This is a genomic window from Streptomyces malaysiensis subsp. malaysiensis, from assembly GCF_040653035.1.
Lineage (GTDB): Bacteria > Actinomycetota > Actinomycetes > Streptomycetales > Streptomycetaceae > Streptomyces > Streptomyces malaysiensis.
In genome coordinates this window covers 542,398-557,638 of the sequence record NZ_JBEZNG010000001.1, presented here as the reverse complement: position 1 = coordinate 557,638, position 15,241 = coordinate 542,398, and the positions used below count along the sequence as shown (strand labels likewise).

The following is a 15,241-nucleotide window of genomic DNA, read 5'->3' as shown; positions in this document are numbered from 1 at the left end:
TGCGGGACCGGGCTGTTTCCCGGGCGTTCGCGGCGCATCCGTGGGTTCCCGGAATCCAGTCGGCTTCCCGCGATCCGCCGGGTTCCCTGGACCGCCGGGTTCCGTGGAATCCGCTCGGGTTCTCCGGAATCCAGTGGGCTTCCGCGGAATCCGCCGGGTTCCCCGGGGTCCATGGGATTTCCGGGACCCACCGGGTTTCCCCGGGCCCTTCGGTCCGGGCAGTTCCGAAGAAAGCGAGCCACCCCGTGCCACCCGTCTCCGCCCGCCTCCCGGTCTTCCCGTGGGACCGGCTCGAACCGTACAAGGCGACCGCCGAGGCCCACCCCGACGGCATCGTCGACCTCTCGGTGGGCACCCCAGTCGACCCGGTTCCCGAGCTGATCCGCGCGGCGCTCGCCGACGCCTCGGACAGCCCCGGCTATCCGACCGTCTGGGGCACGGCCGCGCTGCGCGACGCCCTCACCGGCTGGGTGGAGCGGCGGCTGGGCGCGGCCGGGGTGACCCACACCCAGGTGCTTCCGGTGGTCGGCTCCAAGGAGCTGGTGGCCTCGCTGCCCACGCAGCTGGGCCTGGGCCCCGGCGACCGGGTCGCCTTCCCGCGGCTCGCCTACCCGACGTACGAGGTGGGCGCGCGGCTGGCGGGCGCCGAGCCGGTGCCGTACGACACGCGGGCATTCGCGGCCGGAGCCGCGGGGACCGACCTGGACCCGGCCGGGCTGAAGCTGCTGTGGCTCAACTCCCCGTCCAACCCGACCGGGCAGGTGCTGGGCAAGGACGAGCTGCGCACCGCGGTCGCGTGGGCCCGTGCGCACGGGGTGCTGGTGGTCAGCGACGAGTGCTATCTGGACCTGGGCTGGGAGGCGGACCCGGTCTCCGTGCTCCACCCGGAGATCTCCGGCGGCTCCTTCGAGGGGCTGGTGGCGGTCCACTCGCTGTCCAAGCGGTCCAATCTGGCGGGCTACCGGGCGGCCTTCCTCGCCGGTGACGAGGCGGTGCTCGGCGAGCTGCTGAAGATCCGCAAGCACGGCGGGATGATGGTGCCCGCACCGGTGCAGGCGGCCACGGTCGCGGCGCTCGGCGACGACAAGCATGTGGCGGAGCAGCGGGAGCGCTACGAGCGCCGCCGGGCCGCGCTGCGGACGGCGCTGGCGGGCCACGGCTTCCGTATCGAGCACAGCGAGGCGTCGCTGTACCTGTGGGCGACGCGGGACGAGCCGTGCTGGGACACCGTGGGCGCCCTCGCCGAACTGGGCATCCTGGTCGCCCCGGGCGAGTTCTACGGCGCGGCGGGGGAGCGGCACGTCCGGGTCGCGTTCACCGCCACCGACGAGCGCGTGGCGGCGGCGGTCGGCCGACTGGCGGGCTGAGAAGCGGAAGTACGGATGAGGGGCCCGGGGAGTGCGGAGACTCCCCGGGCCCCTGTCTGTGTTCGTCCCGCAGGGAATCAGCCGAGCAGCGGCAGGCCCTTGAGCGGGAGGTCCTTGAGCGGGAGGTCCGAGTTCTGCGGGGCGCTGGGCGCGGCGGACTGCGGGGCGGCGGTCTGCGGTTTGGCGGCCTTGGCCGCCTTGCCCTTGCCCTTGGCGTGGGCGCCGCCCTTGCCCTTGGCGTGGGCGCCGCCCTTGCCCTTGCCGTGCCCGAGGGCCCTGCTCTCGCTCTTACCGGCGGCCCTGGGGGCGGCCTTGGCGTGGGCGGCCCTGGCCGGGGCGCTCTTGGCGGCCTTGTGGGACTTGGTGGCCTTCGCGCCCTTGGCGGGCCCGGCGGGCTTGGCGGGCTTGGCGGGCTTGGCGGGCTTGGCGGGCTTGGCCGGGTCCGCCTTCGCCGGTGCCTCCTTCGCGGGGGCGGCCCTGCCCGGCAGGAGCTCCTTGACGGTCCCGCCGGCCTTGCCGCTGACGTCACCCGCCGTGCTCCCGACCTGCTGCGTGGCGGTGTCGGCGACCTCACCGACCGCGGCGGCGTCCAGCGAGGACAGCCCCAGCTTGGAGGGCTGCGGCTGGGCCGGCTCCGCCGCACTCGCGGCGCCGGCGGCGCCGACGACGGGAGCCGCGCTCGCCGCGACCAGCAGTGCGGCCCGGGCGATCCGACGGGTGAGAGGGAGGGACATGGTGCTCCTTCGGCGGAGGGACAATTGGCTCACTGTCCGGTGATTCGGACGCTGTGAATACCGCGTGAACCGCGCGAAGGTTGCGGTGCGCGAAGGTAAAGAGTTGGCAATGCGTCGCATTATCCGTTTCTGCGCGTAATACGCCCGGACCATTCCGCCGTACGTGCCACTCAAAGGGTCGTCAGCCGCTCTGAACTGCGGTGATTCCATGCGCTATCGCATCGTGGTGATCCGCACTTCCGCCCCGGAAATCCCCTTGGCCGGACGCCAACCGGCCCCTGTATTACGCGCGTTCCATTCCCGCCCGCGGTAAGAGACACGTTCGATGCGCAACTCGTCCGAGTGGGCCACCGCCCAGTGTGCGATCTCCCAGCCGCGCTGTCCCGCGCGCCCCGGGGCCGTCGCCTTCGGTACCGGAACCAGCACTTCGTGCGGCGCGGGGGCGGCCTGCCTGCCGCCGCCGAACCCGGCCAGGGCGGGCCGGGCCTCCGTCTCGCCGCCGAACTCCCGCTTCAGCGCCGCCCGTACGCGCACCGGATCGCCCGCCGTGCCGTCGTCCGGCGGCCCCGGGCAGCCGAGCGCCGCCTCGGAGCGCCCGGTGAGGACGCCGGTCAGCACCACCGCCTCGGTCTCGTGCTTCGCGTACGCCTGGGGGAAACCGCTGCGCTGCACGCGCTGCGCCGCCACCGTCAGCGGCAGCCGCGAATAGCCGGGCATCCGCACCAGATCGTCGTAGAACTTCCCGGCGGCGTAGACCGGATCGCGGATCTGCCGCACGCTTCCCCAGCCCTGGGAGGGGCGTTGCTGGAACAGCCCCTGTGAATCCCGGTCGCCGTGGCGGATGTTGCGCAGCCCCGACTCCTGGAGGGCGGTGGCCAGCGCGATGGTGACGGCCCGTTCCGGCAGCCCGCGGGAGGCGGCCACGGCCTCGATCGTGGCGGCGTTCACGGTCTGTTCGGGGGACAGCCGCACCTCGACGCCGTTGGCCCGTACGACACAGCGCGGCGGTCCCACGCCGCCCGTCACCAGCTGCGCGGCCAGATACCCGGCCAGGCCCAGCAGTACGGAGCAGGCGACCGCGGCCCGCAACAGCCGCGCGCGGTTGGAGAAGACGGACAGGGGCACGCGCCACACGGTACTGGAGCCCCGCGCGCCCCCGCCGGATGAGGGGCGAGGGGTGGGGAACGCCACGTTCGCGGGACCCCGGCCGAGGCCGGGGCGGCCGGGTGCGCGGGCCGACCGGCTAGGGTCGCGGGTATGGCACATCCAGCACTCGACCTGTCCCTGGACGCGGCCCGGCTCACCGCCCGGCTCGTCGACTTTCCCTCGGTCAGCGGCGAGGAGAAGGCGCTCGCCGACGCCGTGGAGCAGGCCCTGCGGGCCCTGCCCCGGCTGACCGTCGACCGGGACGGGGACGCGGTCGTCGCCCGTACGAACCTCGGGCGGGACGAGCGGGTCGTGCTGGCGGGCCATCTGGACACCGTGCCGATCGCCGACAATGTGCCCTCCCGTCTCGATGACGACGGTGTGCTGTGGGGCTGCGGCACCTCCGACATGAAGTCCGGCGTCGCCGTGCAGCTGCGCATGGCCGCCACCGTGCCCGAGCCCAACCGCGACCTCACCTTCGTCTTCTACGACCACGAGGAGGTCGCCGCCGAGCTCAACGGGCTGGGACGGCTGGCCAGGAACCACCCCGAGTGGCTGGCCGGCGACTTCGCCGTGCTGCTCGAGCCCACCGACGGCAAGGTCGAGGGCGGCTGCCAGGGCACGCTGCGGGTACGGGTGGCCACCCAGGGGCGGCGCGCCCACTCCGCGCGCAGCTGGCTCGGCGAGAACGCCATCCACAAGGCCGCGCCGATCCTGGACCGGCTGGCCGGTTACGTCCCCCGGCGGGCGGAGATCGACGGGCTCACCTACCGCGAGGGCCTCAACGCCGTACGGATCGAGGGCGGCCACGCGACCAACGTCATCCCGGACTTCTGCACGGTGACGGTGAACTTCCGCTTCGCCCCCGACCGCTCCGAGGAGGAGGCGCTCGCCCACGTCCGCGAGGTCTTCACCGGCTTCGAGGTCGAGCTCACCGACAGCGCGCCCGGCGCCCTGCCCGGTCTCGCCCACCCCTCCGCCGTCGCCCTGGTGGCGACCCTCGGCGTGGAGGTGGCGCCCAAGGACGCCTGGACCGATGTCGCCCGTTTCTCGGCGCTCGGCGTGCCCGCCGTCAATTACGGGCCCGGCGATCCGAAGCTGGCCCACACCCGCGAGGAGCATGTGGCGGTGGCCGCCGTCCTGGAAGCCGAGGAGCGGCTGCGGGCCTGGCTGACCCGCTAGCGGTGCTAGCGGTCCATTGAACCCACGTGATCAGCGGTTCGGTGGGTGAGCGTGGCCGGGATTTCGGTTCCATGCCGCCCAGGGGGCCTACTCTGAACCACAGATCTTTGACCAGATCTTGGTCTTGGCGAAGGGAGCACACAGTGGGCAACGCCGAAGAAGAGCGAGCGCTGCGGGAGCAGCGTCTGGGCCCGGTCGTGCGCCGCCGCCACCAGATGCGACCCGAGACGACCGATCAGCGCCTCCTGGACACCCAGGGGGCCACGCACTGGGTGCACGAGGACCCGTTCCGGGTGATGCGCATCCAGTCGGAGTTCGTCGAGGGCTTCGGCACCCTGGCGGAGCTGGGCCGGGCGATCAGCGTGTTCGGCTCCGCCCGTACGCCCGAGGGGTCCCCGGAGTACGAGGCGGGGGTGCGGATCGGCCGGGCCCTCGCGGAGGCGGGGTTCGGGGTGATCACCGGCGGCGGTCCGGGCGCGATGGAGGCCGCCAACCGCGGCGCGAGCGAGGCGGGCGGCGTCTCGGTCGGCCTGGGCATCGAGCTGCCGTACGAGCAGGGCCTCAACCCGTACGTCGACATTGGCGTCAACTTTCGCTACTTCTTTGTGCGAAAAACGATGTTTGTGAAGTATGCGCAAGGATTTGTGGTGCTTCCCGGCGGGCTCGGCACGCTCGACGAGTGCTTCGAGGCGCTCACCCTCGTCCAGACCAAGAAGGTCACCCGCTTCCCGATCGTCCTCTTCGGCACGACGTACTGGAAGGGCCTGGTCGACTGGCTCGAGAACACCCTCATCGCGGAGGGGAAGGCGTCCCCGCACGATCTGGACCTGTTCCACCTGACCGATGACATCGACGAGGTCATCGACCTGGTGACCAAGGAGTCCGGCGCCTGACCGCACGCCTCACCGTGGGGCCGCGCCTCCTTACGGTGCGGCCGGTCTTCTTACGGTGAGCATCGTGTAGCCGGTCTTCGGAGTGCTTCGCTCAGGCCAGCCCCCGGCGGGCGACCGCCGGGGGCCGGTGGCCCGCGATGGACGAGACCATGTCCAGCACCTGACGGGTCTCCGCCACCTCATGCACCCGGTAGACCCGCGCCCCCAGCCAGGCCGATACGGCGGTCGTCGCGAGCGTGCCGATCAGCCGCTCCTTGACCGGGCGGTCCAGGCTCTCGCCGACGAAGTCCTTGTTGGACAGCGAGACCAGGACCGGCCAGCCGGTCTCCGTGAGCTCGCCCAGGCGGCGTGTCGCCTCCAGCGAGTGCCGGGTGTTCTTCCCGAAGTCATGGCCCGGGTCGATCATGATCCCGTCGCGCCGCACCCCCAGTTCGAGGGCGCGCTCCGCGAGCTCCAGGGTGACCCGCAGAATGTCCTCCACCACATCGTCATAGCCGATCCGGTGCGGACGGGTGCGCGGCCGGGCCCCGCCCGCGTGGGTGCACACCAGCCCGGCGCCGTGGCGGGCGGCGACCTCGGCCAGCTTGGGGTCGACCCCGCCCCAGGCGTCGTTCAGCACATCCGCGCCCGCGGCGCACACCGCCTCGCCGACCTCATGGCGCCAGGTGTCCACGCTGATCACCACGTCCGGATGGCGTCTGCGCACCTCGGCCACGAAGTCCACCGTGCGGTGCGCCTCCTCCTCGGCGCTCACCTCGTCGCCCGGTCCGGCCTTGACGCCGCCGATGTCGATGATCGCGGCGCCGTCCGCGATCGCCTGCTCCACGCGGGCCAGTGCGGGCTCGTCGCGGAAGGTCGCACCCTGGTCGTAGAAGGAATCCGGCGTCCGGTTCACGATCGCCATGATCACCCGCTCGTTCTCGCCGAACTCACGTCGTCCCAGCCGCAGCATCCGAACTTCCTTCACGTCTTCTTCCAGGTTGCGGGCAGCGACGATAACTGTCGGAGGGGCATGGCACGATCGGTACAGACAGTTATCGAGGCCGACGGACACAGACTCAACCATGCATCTGACGGGGAGACGATCACCGTGTTCTTGTTCTTGCTGATCGCGCTGGTCGTGGTGGTCGGCGGGGTCACGCTCGCCGTCGTCGGCGGCGGTGACGGCCCGCTCACCGAGGCGCCCCCGGACCGGCTGGACGATCCGCTGCCCGCCGACCGGCCGCTGGCGCGCGCCGATGTGGAGGCGCTGCGGCTGCCCATGACGCTGCGGGGCTACCGGATGGCGGACGTCGACGATGTGCTGGGCCGCCTCGGTGCCGAGCTCGCCGAGCGCGACGCCCGGATCGCCGACCTGGAGGCGGCGCTCGCGGGCGCGCGCCCGAAGCCCTTGTCTTCCCCCGGGCCCGGCCCCGATCCGCTCTCGGTCCCGGAGGACGACCATGGCTTCGGGCGGAGCGGCTTCGAGGGCCCCGGCGCCTTCGAGGGCCCCGGCCATGAGCGGCGCGGCTTCGAGGGCGGCGGTTTCGAGGGCACGGGCTTCGAAGGGCCCGGCTTCGAGGGGCGTGGGTACGAGGGGCGCGGCTTTGACGGGCGCGGCTACGAAGGGCATGGCGCATGAGCGAGCCGGGTGTGGTTCCGGGGCCGGACGGTCTGGCGCGCTGTCCCTGGGGCCTGGAGGCCGAGACCATGGCCGACTACCGCGTCTATCACGACACGGAGTGGGGCCGCCCGGTCCACGGCGATGACGCGCTCTATGAGCGGATCTGCCTGGAGGCGTTCCAGTCCGGGCTGTCCTGGCTGACCATCCTGCGCCGCCGGGAGGGGTTCCGGGCCGCCTTCGCCGGCTTCTCGATCGAGAAGGTCGCGGAGTTCACCGAGGCCGATGAGGCGCGGCTGCTCGCCGACCCCGGCATCATCCGCAACCGCGCCAAGATCGCCGCCACGATCGCCAACGCCCGCGCCGCCAGGGAGCTGGCCCCCGGCGAGCTGGACGAGCTCATCTGGTCCTACGCCCCGGCACCCGACGGCCGCCCGGTCCCGCGGACCGCCGCCGATGTCCCCGCGATCACCCCGGAGTCCACGGCCCTCAGCCGCGACCTCAAGAAGCGCGGCTTCCGCTTCGTCGGCCCCACCACGGCGTACGCCCTGATGCAGGCATGTGGCCTGGTCAACGACCATCTGGCCGGCTGCCATATCCGCGAGGCGGTCTGACCGCCCCGGCCGCCGGGGCGGGACGGAGATCGCTCAGCGGCCGATGAACCTCGGCTTCTCCTTGTTCACGAACGCGTTCACCGCGATGACGTGGTCATCCGACGCCCCCGCGCGGCGCTGGAGCTCGTCCTCCATGGCCAGGGATTCGGTGAGGGTGTGGCCCGCGGCGAAGGCCAGGGACTCCTTGATCGCCGCATAGGCCGCGGTGGGCCCCTCGGCCAGTCGCCGGGCGACCGCCGCCGCCTCGTCGGCCAGCTCGTCGGCCGGGACCACCTTGTGGGCGATGCCCAGCTCGAGCGCCTCTTGGGCGCCGATATTGCGCGGGAAGAGCAGAAGGTCCGTCGCGCGGCCGTATCCGATCAGCCGCTGAAGGGTCCAGGAGACCCCTGAGTCGGCGGTCAGCGCGACCCCGGCGAAGGAGGTGTTGAAGGCGGCGGTGTCCGCGACGATCCGGTAGTCGGCGGCGAAGGCGAAGCCCGCCCCGGCACCCGCCGCGACCCCGTTCACGGCTGCGACCACCGGCTTCGGCATCCCGGCGATCGCGGTGACGATCGGGTTGTAGTGCAGCGCCACCGTGCTCATGGTCGAGCCCTCGCCGCTGCCCTCGCGATCGGCGGCCAGCAGGCCGATGTGCTCCTTGAGGTCCTGGCCGACGCAGAAGGCCCGCTGTCCGGAGCCGATGAGCAGCACGGCCCGCACCGCCGGGTCCTCCGCGGCCTCCAGCAGCGCGTCGCGCAGCGCCACCTTGGTGTCGATGTTGAGGGCGTTCATCGCGTCGGAACGATTGAGTGTGATCGTCGCGAGACCCTCGGTGAGGTCGTAGAGCACGGTGTCGGCCATGGCGGTCCTCCGGGATGAGGCGGGGCTGCGGGCGGGGCGGCTCGGGCGGCGGCCGCGCGGGCGGGCCCCGGGAGGGGCCTGCCGCGGCGGTCAGCGCACAGCATGCCGGAGATCATGACCGACCGACATGTGACCTGCGTCAAAGAACCGACCCTTCGTTCGGTGACGGCGGGCGTACGCTACCGCGATCGCCTCCCCGAATTGGGTGGTTTTGGGGGAGCGCCTCGCACAGGCGTTGCCGACCGATGTTGGTCATCGGGTCGTGCCATGCGGGATAATGAAGGGGAAGCAACGTGTTCGATGCCGGTGACACCTGGGTTGTCGGCTGCGATGAGCTGGTTTCAGGAAGGGGAACGAGCATGGCGGCCATGAAGCCGCGGACGGGCGACGGCCCGCTCGAGGTGACCAAGGAGGGGCGGGGCATCGTCATGCGCGTTCCGCTCGAAGGCGGCGGTCGGCTCGTCGTCGAGCTGACACCGGACGAGGCCGACGCCCTCGGCGACGCCCTGAAGAAAGTCGTCGGCTGACGCTTGCGGCCCACCATCACCCGCGCGCTGCCCCGGCGGCCGGTACGTCAGGTACCGACCGCCGGGGCAGCGCTCGTAAGGGGGCCCGGCGCCGGGCGCTCGTAAAGGGGGGCAGGTGCCAGGGCGGGGGACCGGCCGGGCCGGACGTTTCGGCCTCGCTTGACCACTCGCCTTGCTTGGCCGCTCAGCCCGGCTCGACCGCTCAGCCCCGCTTGACCGCGCAGAGCAGACCGTCGCCGACCGGCAGCAGGGACGACTGGAGCACGGTGGACTCCCTGACGGTCCGCAGCAGCTCGCGCACGCGCAGCACCTCCGTGGGCTGTGCGGCGGAGTCCACGGTCCGCCCGTTGGCGAAGACCCCCTCGAAGCAGACCAGCCCACCGGGCCGTAGCAGACGCAACGATTCGGCGAGGTAGTCCAGGCACTCCAGCCGGTCGCCGTCGCAGAAGACCAGGTCGTATCCGCCGTCGGCCAGCCGGGGCAGCACATCGAGGGCGCGGCCGGGGATGAAGCGCGCCCGGTTCCCGGTGAACCCGGCCGCGCGGAACGCCTGCTTGGCGAACTGCTGCATCTCCGGTTCGGTGTCCACGGTGGTCAGCACGCCATCGGGGCGCATGCCCCGCAGCAGATGGATCCCGGAGACGCCCGTCCCGGTGCCGATCTCGGCGACGACCTTGGCATCCGCGGTGGCAGCGAGCAGCCGCAGCGCGGCGCCGGTGCCCGCCGACACCGAGCGCAGCCCTGCCTCCCGAGCCCGGTCACGGGCCCAGTGAAGGGCTTCGTCCTCGGCGACGAACGCGTCGGCGAACGCCCAGCTCGTCTGCCGGTTGCCGGTAATGACCCTCTCCTGTCCCCGTAGTTGGCGCAACGGTGACTGTATCCGCTGCGCTCGGGAACCCGCAGATGGGACCAGGCGTTGAAGAAGCCGGGGGGACTGTATGGATCACGACCAAATGCAGGTCAAAAATGCTTATCCGGAGCTAACGGGCGAGGTGGATATGGTAGGGGCTCTACTGGACACCACCAGAGCCGACAGGGGAGGTGCGGCTGCGACCGGTGACCGGGGAGTGCTGAGGCGCTTTCGCAGGTCAGTGGGCGAGCCGAAATCCGTGACCAACACCGCTGACCGTTCTCGCCCCCGTAGCCCAAAGGGCACGGGAGGTGCGCTCTCCGCCGATTCCGCCACCACCGCGACCTTCGCCACGGATGCGGACGCCCCGGCGTGGACGCCTCCTACCTGGGAGGAGATCGTCAGCACTCATAGCGCACGGGTCTACCGCCTCGCCTATCGGCTCACCGGTAACCAGCACGACGCCGAGGACCTCACCCAGGAAGTGTTCGTCCGCGTCTTCCGCTCGCTGTCGACGTACACCCCGGGCACGTTCGAGGGCTGGCTGCACCGCATCACCACCAATCTCTTCCTCGACATGGTCCGCCGTCGGCAGCGCATCCGCTTCGACGCTCTCGGCGAGGACGCGGCGGAGCGGCTCCCCAGCCGCGAGCCCTCTCCCCAGCAGCACTTCAACGACACCCACTTCGACGCCGATGTGCAGCAGGCGCTGGACACCCTCGCCCCGGAGTTCCGCGCCGCCGTGGTGCTCTGTGACATCGAGGGGCTTTCGTACGAGGAGATCGCGGCCACTCTGGGCGTCAAGCTCGGCACGGTGCGCAGCCGTATCCACCGCGGCCGCTCCCATCTGCGCAAGGCGCTTCAGCACCGCGCCCCCGCGGCGCGGAGCGGACAGCAGCAAGAGGTCGCCGCGGTGGCGCCGAGTGCGGCCCCCCGACTGAGCGGGGAGGTCGGAATCGCGTGACCCGATCAGGCGGTCCGTCCCCCGCCGAGCAGCATCTCGGCGACCGCCTTGCGGCTCTGGTCGACGGTGAGCTTGGGCATGACGCGCGGGAGCGCGTCCTCGCCCATATCGCCACCTGCTGCAAGTGCAAGGCGGAAGCCGACGCTCAGCGCCGGCTGAAAAATGTGTTCGCCCAGACGGCGCCCCCGGGGCCGTCCGAGGGCTTTCTGGCCCGTCTCCAGGGCCTTCCGGCCGCGGGCGAGGACGGTATGGGCGGCGGCTCCCCGTTCGGGGGCCCCGGTGTCTTCGGCCCGCGCGATATGCGCGGCGGCCAGCGGGACGTCCGGGAGGTGCGCGACGTCCGGGAGGTGGAGGAGAGACGGGAGCGGGCGTTCGCCTTCGTGCCCACGGTGCCCCCGGGCACCGCGATCGCACCGGCGGCGTCGGCCCGTGCCTCGCGTCAGCGCGGCTTCAGGATCCATGAGGTCGAGCAGCGCCCCGCCCCGCGCCGCAGGTTCGCCTTCGCGGCGGCCGGAGCGGTCTCGCTGGCGGCCTTCGCGCTCGGCGCGGCCCTTCCGCTGGACGCGGCGGTCGACCCCCCGGGAAATTCAGCCGATGGCGCCGACACCGCGGCACGCCCGGTCGGCGCCGAATCCGCCGTGAGCACGGGCGTCCGGGAGCGGACCCGCCAGGAGGTGGGCCTCCTGGCCACCACCGACACCCGCCCGGGTGCCCAGTCCCCGACGGCCACCCCGCATCCGCAGGCCCTGCGCCAGCCCGTCGGGGCGGCGCTGAATCCGCTGATACAGCCGATTCTCTCGGTCACGGAGCTGCTGCGGACGTCGAACTCCACGCCTCCGGCCCCCGCGCCGACCCAGATGGCGGTCCCGTCCCGCCCCACGTCGGGCGTCTCGCCCTACTTCGGGATCAGCGCACCCCCGAAGTAGCGAAGGGGCGCCACGGCGATGACGGCGCGGCTTCACCGGCCGCCCGGGTCTTGGCCGATCATGACAAGGTCTTTTCGTCCGCGCTGCGCAAGCGATGGCGGACCTGATTGAATCGCCTCCGGGCAGCGCGACCCGGAGGCGCGACGTATGTCCCGGGACGGTGCGATGTTCTGGCCCGGGTGCTGGGGTCGTCCGGCCGGGGGCACCTCCCAGCGGTGGCTGGGGGCGAGCCGAAGGGGCGCGTCGCCGTCGTAGGGGAGAGCGCGCGGAGGGCCCGGGAACGAGGGCCCGAGCACGGTCGACCGTCGACAGGGGGCACCTCCCAGCGGTAGCTGGGGGAGGCTGAAGCGCCCCGGCGGGGGCACCTCCCCGCGGTAGCCGGGGGAGAACCGAGCCCTTCGATAAAGGGAGATCATGGACGAGCCGAAGGCACCTGGGCCGAAGCCGAAGTGGTGGAGCCGCCCGGCCGCCGAGAAGCGTACGGAGGCGGCCGCCGACCAGGCGCCGCCGGAGCCGGTGGACGCCCCCATGGAGGAGCGCGTCCCCGAGGAACGGGCGCCCCGGCCGTTGCACGAGCCCGATCCGTACAGCACTCCGCCCTACGGCGACCCCGGGCCCTGGGCCCCGGCCCCGCCCGTTCAGCACCCGGTGGCGACCCCCGCCCAGGGCACGCATATCCCGCCCGGGATGGCCCAGGCTCCGCCTCAGACGTCCGGGATGGCCCAGGCTCCGCCCCAGGCGCCCGGGATGACCCCGCCCCATGGCACCACCCTGCCGCCCGTCGCAGGGCCCGCCGCGGGGCCCGTACCGGGGCAGAGCGCGCCCCCGCCGATGCCGCACCCCGGGATGACCCCGCCGCACGGCACACAGGTGCCTCCGGTGACCGGAGAGCCTCATCAGGGCCACCAGCCCCCGATGGCCGCCCGGACCGCCCCCACCACCCAGTGGGGTGGCTACGACCCCTGGACCGTGGCCGCCCCGCCGCCCGCCGAGCGGAAGACGGTCTCCCGCCGTGGCGCCTGGCTCGCCGTACTGCTGATCGCCCTGGTCGCGGGGTGCGTCGGCGGCGGTATCGGCGCCTATGTGGAGCGGGACAGCGTCTCCGGGGGCGTCGATGTGAAGCTCCCGCAGGCCCCGGTGGAGAAGGAGGCCAGATCCCCGGGCAGCGTCGCCGGGATCGCCGCCCGCTCGCTGCCCGGTGTGGTGACCATCCATGTGCGCGGCAGCTCGGAGGAGGGCACCGGCACCGGCTTCGTCCTCGACAAGCGGGGCCACATCCTCACCAACAACCACGTCGTCCAGCCCGCGGGCACGGACGGCGACATATCGGTGACGTTCAACAGCGGCCAGGACGCCGACGCCAAGGTCATCGGCCGTGACACCGGATACGACCTGGCGGTGATCAAGGTCGACCGCGTCTCCGGGCTCACCCCGCTGCCGCTGGGCAACTCCGACTCCGTGGCCGTCGGCGACCCTGTCGTGGCCATCGGCGCCCCCTTCGACCTGGCGGGCACGGTGACCGCCGGGATCATCAGCGCCAAGGAGCGCCCCATCACCGCGGGCGGTGAGAAGGAGGACGGCAGCGACGTCAGCTATGTGGACGCGTTGCAGACCGACGCCCCGATCAACCCGGGTAACTCCGGTGGCCCCCTGGTCGACCGCAAGGGGCGGGTCATCGGGATCAACAGCGCGATCCGGGCGGCCGACGAGGGTTCGGGCCTCGGCGGCGGCCAGGGCGGCAGCATCGGCCTGGGCTTCGCCATCCCGATCAACCAGGGCAAGCGGGTCGCCGAGGAGCTGATCAACACAGGGAAGGCCACCCATCCGGTGATCGGCGTCACCCTCGACATGGGCTATACGGGCGACGGCGCCCGGGTGAACACCGAGGGCGCAGGCGGCGGCGCGCCGGTCACCTCGGGCGGCCCCGGGGACAAGGCGGGGATCGAACCAGGTGATGTGATCACGGAGGTGGATGGCGTCCGGGTGCACAGCGGACAGGAGCTGATCGTGAAGATCCGCAGCCACCGCCCCGGGGACCGGCTCCGGCTCTCCGTCGAGCGCGACGGCAAGGAGCACGCCGCGGAGCTGACCCTGGGCTCGGCCGGCAGCGGCTGATCCGGCGGCGGCCGATCGGTGGCTGAGTCGGTGCACCGCTCGAGTCGTCACCGGCTGATCCGCCGCCCACTCGGGCGGTGCCGACTCAGGCCGCCGACCCTCGTTGTTGGCCGGGCGTCTCCCCTGCCGACCCCGCCGCCAGGTACGGTGTTGAGTGGCCCAGGCCGGGGCCCCAGACGTCTTGAGGAGCTGCAAGGTGTTGGACATAGGACCTCTCGAGCTTGTCGCGCTCGTTGTCCTTGCGGTGCTCGTCTTCGGCCCGGACAAGCTCCCGAAGGTGATTCGGGATGTGACGCATTTCATCCGGAAGATCCGGGAGTTCTCCGACAGCGCCAAAGAGGACATCCGTTCCGAGCTGGGGCCGGAGTTCAAGGACTTCGAGTTCGAGGACCTCAACCCCAAGACGTTCGTGCGCAAGCACGTGCTGGACTCCGATGAGCTCGGCCTGAAGGAGATCCGTAACGGCTTCGACCTCCGCAAGGAGATGGCGGAGGTCGCCGACGCGGTGCACGGCCGGGAGAGTGATCCGCAACAGGGCTCTTCAGGGGCTTCCGGCACCACCCCGCCATCCCTCTCGAAGGGCGACTCCGGCACGCCTGACCTGCTGCGCAAGCGTGAGGAGCCGCAGCGCGACGAGCGTCCGCCTTTCGACTCCGACGCCACTTGATCCCCCCGTATGCCCGGCCTGGTTGACCCGTATGGCTATCCTCCCTTTGTCCGGGGTGAGGGTCGCCCGAGGGGGGCGGGCCGCCCACGACGCAGGGCAACGAGGAGGCCGCGCGCACATGGAGACCACGGGTCGGCTAGGGGAACGAGGGGTGGCGGCGACCGCGCAGGGGCTGCCCGCCGACGCCCGGCGGAGTGTCGACGGCTATCTGATGGCCGCCTTCCCCTGGTACGGGCTTGACGAGGCGTTCACCGGCCCCCGCTGGCTGATGCAGGTGGGTGCGGCCGCCGACGGCATCGTCGAGTACGGCTCGACCGGCCATGGCGAGGAGCCGTCGCTGCGCGTCGAGACCGACATGGACCAGCAGCGCTTCACGGTGGTCGTCACCGTCGCCAGCCGCCCCGGGCGGGACAGCGCCGACGGCACCGGCAAGCTGGAGGCCACCTCGGTCTCCTCGGCCGCCTGGCTGGCCGGCTCCGGTCTGTTGTCGTGCACCTGGCCGACCCGGATGGAGCGGGCGCTGCGCCAGGACTGGCTGGACCAGCAGACCGCGATCGCCTGGGAGCTGGCGGACGACCTGGCGGGCGAGAGCTGGTCGCAGCTGTCGCTCCCGGTGGACGGGGTGCCGACCGACTTCCACTACCGCGAGTCGGAGTACGGCTGGGTGCTGGCCGGTACGACGGGCGAGGACGTGCACATCGGCGCGTACGGGCGCGGGATGAGCGCCTACGGTCTGGGCTTCGCGGTGGTCAAGGACATCAACCGCTACGACGGGTAGTGCGTACGCCTATGGCTCGGGGGCGGTTTCCGCGGAAA

16 protein-coding genes are annotated in these 15,241 nt (G+C 72.1%); 11 read left to right on the top strand and 5 right to left on the bottom strand.

Annotation, left to right across the window (positions count from 1 at the left end; genetic code table 11):
- Positions 1-245: 245 nt before the first annotated feature.
- Positions 246-1,367, top strand: coding sequence for a succinyldiaminopimelate transaminase (dapC, locus tag AB0E24_RS02455; protein ID WP_069864340.1), 1,122 nt, complete (start codon positions 246-248; stop codon positions 1,365-1,367).
- Positions 1,368-1,444: 77 nt separating this feature from the next.
- Here the strand turns inward: dapC and AB0E24_RS45955 are convergent, their stop codons facing one another.
- Together AB0E24_RS45955 and AB0E24_RS02445 are read right to left on the bottom strand one after the other, a co-directional pair.
- The gene (locus AB0E24_RS45955; protein WP_435865236.1) at positions 1,445-2,101 is read right to left on the bottom strand and encodes a hypothetical protein; all 657 of its coding nucleotides are present in this window, start codon (positions 2,099-2,101) and stop codon (positions 1,445-1,447) included.
- A gap of 213 nt (positions 2,102-2,314) precedes the next feature.
- Complete coding sequence (locus AB0E24_RS02445) at positions 2,315-3,235, bottom strand: VldE C-terminal domain-containing protein (protein ID WP_079152992.1); 921 nt, start codon at positions 3,233-3,235, stop codon at positions 2,315-2,317.
- A gap of 123 nt (positions 3,236-3,358) precedes the next feature.
- On the opposite strand from AB0E24_RS02445, the gene dapE reads away from it, so the two are divergent.
- Together dapE and AB0E24_RS02435 are read left to right on the top strand one after the other, a co-directional pair.
- Entirely contained in the window at positions 3,359-4,429 is a 1,071-nt protein-coding gene (dapE, locus tag AB0E24_RS02440) for a succinyl-diaminopimelate desuccinylase (protein ID WP_069864334.1), read from the top strand.
- A 143-nt stretch (positions 4,430-4,572) separates the two neighbouring features.
- Positions 4,573-5,322: an LOG family protein gene (locus AB0E24_RS02435; protein WP_100806257.1), complete on the top strand. Its 750-nt coding sequence runs from the start codon at positions 4,573-4,575 to the stop codon at positions 5,320-5,322.
- 91 nt (positions 5,323-5,413) lie between these two features.
- On the opposite strand, the gene folP is transcribed toward AB0E24_RS02435, so the two are convergent.
- On the bottom strand, positions 5,414-6,274 hold the full coding sequence (folP, locus tag AB0E24_RS02430; protein ID WP_359374774.1) for a dihydropteroate synthase: 861 nt from the start codon (positions 6,272-6,274) through the stop codon (positions 5,414-5,416).
- Positions 6,275-6,412: 138 nt separating this feature from the next.
- Here folP and AB0E24_RS02425 point away from each other — a divergent pair, with 138 nt between their 5' ends.
- Both AB0E24_RS02425 and AB0E24_RS02420 read left to right on the top strand, forming a co-directional pair.
- Positions 6,413-6,943, top strand: coding sequence for a DivIVA domain-containing protein (locus AB0E24_RS02425; protein ID WP_141765276.1), 531 nt, complete (start codon positions 6,413-6,415; stop codon positions 6,941-6,943).
- Positions 6,940-7,536: a DNA-3-methyladenine glycosylase I gene (locus AB0E24_RS02420; RefSeq protein WP_099014893.1), complete on the top strand. Its 597-nt coding sequence runs from the start codon at positions 6,940-6,942 to the stop codon at positions 7,534-7,536. The genes AB0E24_RS02425 and AB0E24_RS02420 overlap by 4 nt, the downstream gene beginning before the upstream one ends.
- A 33-nt stretch (positions 7,537-7,569) precedes the next feature.
- Here AB0E24_RS02420 and chcB read toward each other — a convergent pair whose 3' ends face one another.
- The gene (gene chcB / locus AB0E24_RS02415; protein WP_359374473.1) at positions 7,570-8,376 is read right to left on the bottom strand and encodes a 2-cyclohexenylcarbonyl CoA isomerase; all 807 of its coding nucleotides are present in this window, start codon (positions 8,374-8,376) and stop codon (positions 7,570-7,572) included.
- Between the two features lie 359 nt (positions 8,377-8,735).
- Here chcB and AB0E24_RS02410 point away from each other — a divergent pair, with 359 nt between their 5' ends.
- The gene (locus AB0E24_RS02410; protein ID WP_003966491.1) at positions 8,736-8,903 is read left to right on the top strand and encodes a DUF3117 domain-containing protein; all 168 of its coding nucleotides are present in this window, start codon (positions 8,736-8,738) and stop codon (positions 8,901-8,903) included.
- A gap of 202 nt (positions 8,904-9,105) precedes the next feature.
- Here the strand turns inward: AB0E24_RS02410 and AB0E24_RS02405 are convergent, their stop codons facing one another.
- Positions 9,106-9,771: an O-methyltransferase gene (locus tag AB0E24_RS02405; RefSeq protein ID WP_069864324.1), complete on the bottom strand. Its 666-nt coding sequence runs from the start codon at positions 9,769-9,771 to the stop codon at positions 9,106-9,108.
- A 130-nt stretch (positions 9,772-9,901) separates the two neighbouring features.
- On the opposite strand from AB0E24_RS02405, the gene sigE reads away from it, so the two are divergent.
- The 5 genes from sigE to AB0E24_RS02380 all read left to right on the top strand — a co-directional run bounded on the left by sigE (position 9,902) and on the right by AB0E24_RS02380 (position 15,203).
- Entirely contained in the window at positions 9,902-10,717 is an 816-nt protein-coding gene (gene sigE / locus AB0E24_RS02400; RefSeq protein ID WP_079153055.1) for an RNA polymerase sigma factor SigE, read from the top strand.
- Positions 10,714-11,643 carry an anti-sigma factor family protein gene (locus AB0E24_RS02395; protein ID WP_069864322.1) on the top strand — a complete coding sequence of 310 codons (930 nt, stop codon included), beginning with the start codon at positions 10,714-10,716 and terminating at the stop codon, positions 11,641-11,643. The genes sigE and AB0E24_RS02395 overlap by 4 nt, the downstream gene beginning before the upstream one ends.
- Before the next feature lie 414 nt (positions 11,644-12,057).
- Positions 12,058-13,758 (top strand): S1C family serine protease, encoded by a 1,701-nt coding sequence (locus AB0E24_RS02390; RefSeq protein WP_069864320.1) that lies wholly within the window; start codon positions 12,058-12,060, stop codon positions 13,756-13,758.
- Positions 13,759-13,954: 196 nt separating this feature from the next.
- Complete coding sequence (locus AB0E24_RS02385) at positions 13,955-14,425, top strand: sec-independent translocase (protein ID WP_069864318.1); 471 nt, start codon at positions 13,955-13,957, stop codon at positions 14,423-14,425.
- A gap of 118 nt (positions 14,426-14,543) precedes the next feature.
- Positions 14,544-15,203, top strand: a complete 660-nt coding sequence (locus AB0E24_RS02380) for a hypothetical protein (protein ID WP_069864316.1) — start codon at positions 14,544-14,546, stop codon at positions 15,201-15,203.
- The last annotated feature ends 38 nt before the right edge of the window (positions 15,204-15,241 follow it).

What these genes read in the sequence shown, in the direction of transcription:
- AB0E24_RS45955 (WP_435865236.1), bottom strand. Translation starts at nt 2,101, where the DNA reads ATGTCCCTCCCTCTCACCCGTCGGATCGCCCGGGCCGCACTGCTGGTC.
- dapE (WP_069864334.1), top strand. Translation starts at nt 3,359, where the DNA reads ATGGCACATCCAGCACTCGACCTGTCCCTGGACGCGGCCCGGCTCACC.
- folP (WP_359374774.1), bottom strand. Translation starts at nt 6,274, where the DNA reads ATGCTGCGGCTGGGACGACGTGAGTTCGGCGAGAACGAGCGGGTGATC.
- AB0E24_RS02420 (WP_099014893.1), top strand. Translation starts at nt 6,940, where the DNA reads ATGAGCGAGCCGGGTGTGGTTCCGGGGCCGGACGGTCTGGCGCGCTGT.
- chcB (WP_359374473.1), bottom strand. Translation starts at nt 8,376, where the DNA reads ATGGCCGACACCGTGCTCTACGACCTCACCGAGGGTCTCGCGACGATC.
- AB0E24_RS02410 (WP_003966491.1), top strand. Translation starts at nt 8,736, where the DNA reads ATGGCGGCCATGAAGCCGCGGACGGGCGACGGCCCGCTCGAGGTGACC.
- sigE (WP_079153055.1), top strand. Translation starts at nt 9,902, where the DNA reads ATGGTAGGGGCTCTACTGGACACCACCAGAGCCGACAGGGGAGGTGCG.
- AB0E24_RS02390 (WP_069864320.1), top strand. Translation starts at nt 12,058, where the DNA reads ATGGACGAGCCGAAGGCACCTGGGCCGAAGCCGAAGTGGTGGAGCCGC.
- AB0E24_RS02380 (WP_069864316.1), top strand. Translation starts at nt 14,544, where the DNA reads ATGGAGACCACGGGTCGGCTAGGGGAACGAGGGGTGGCGGCGACCGCG.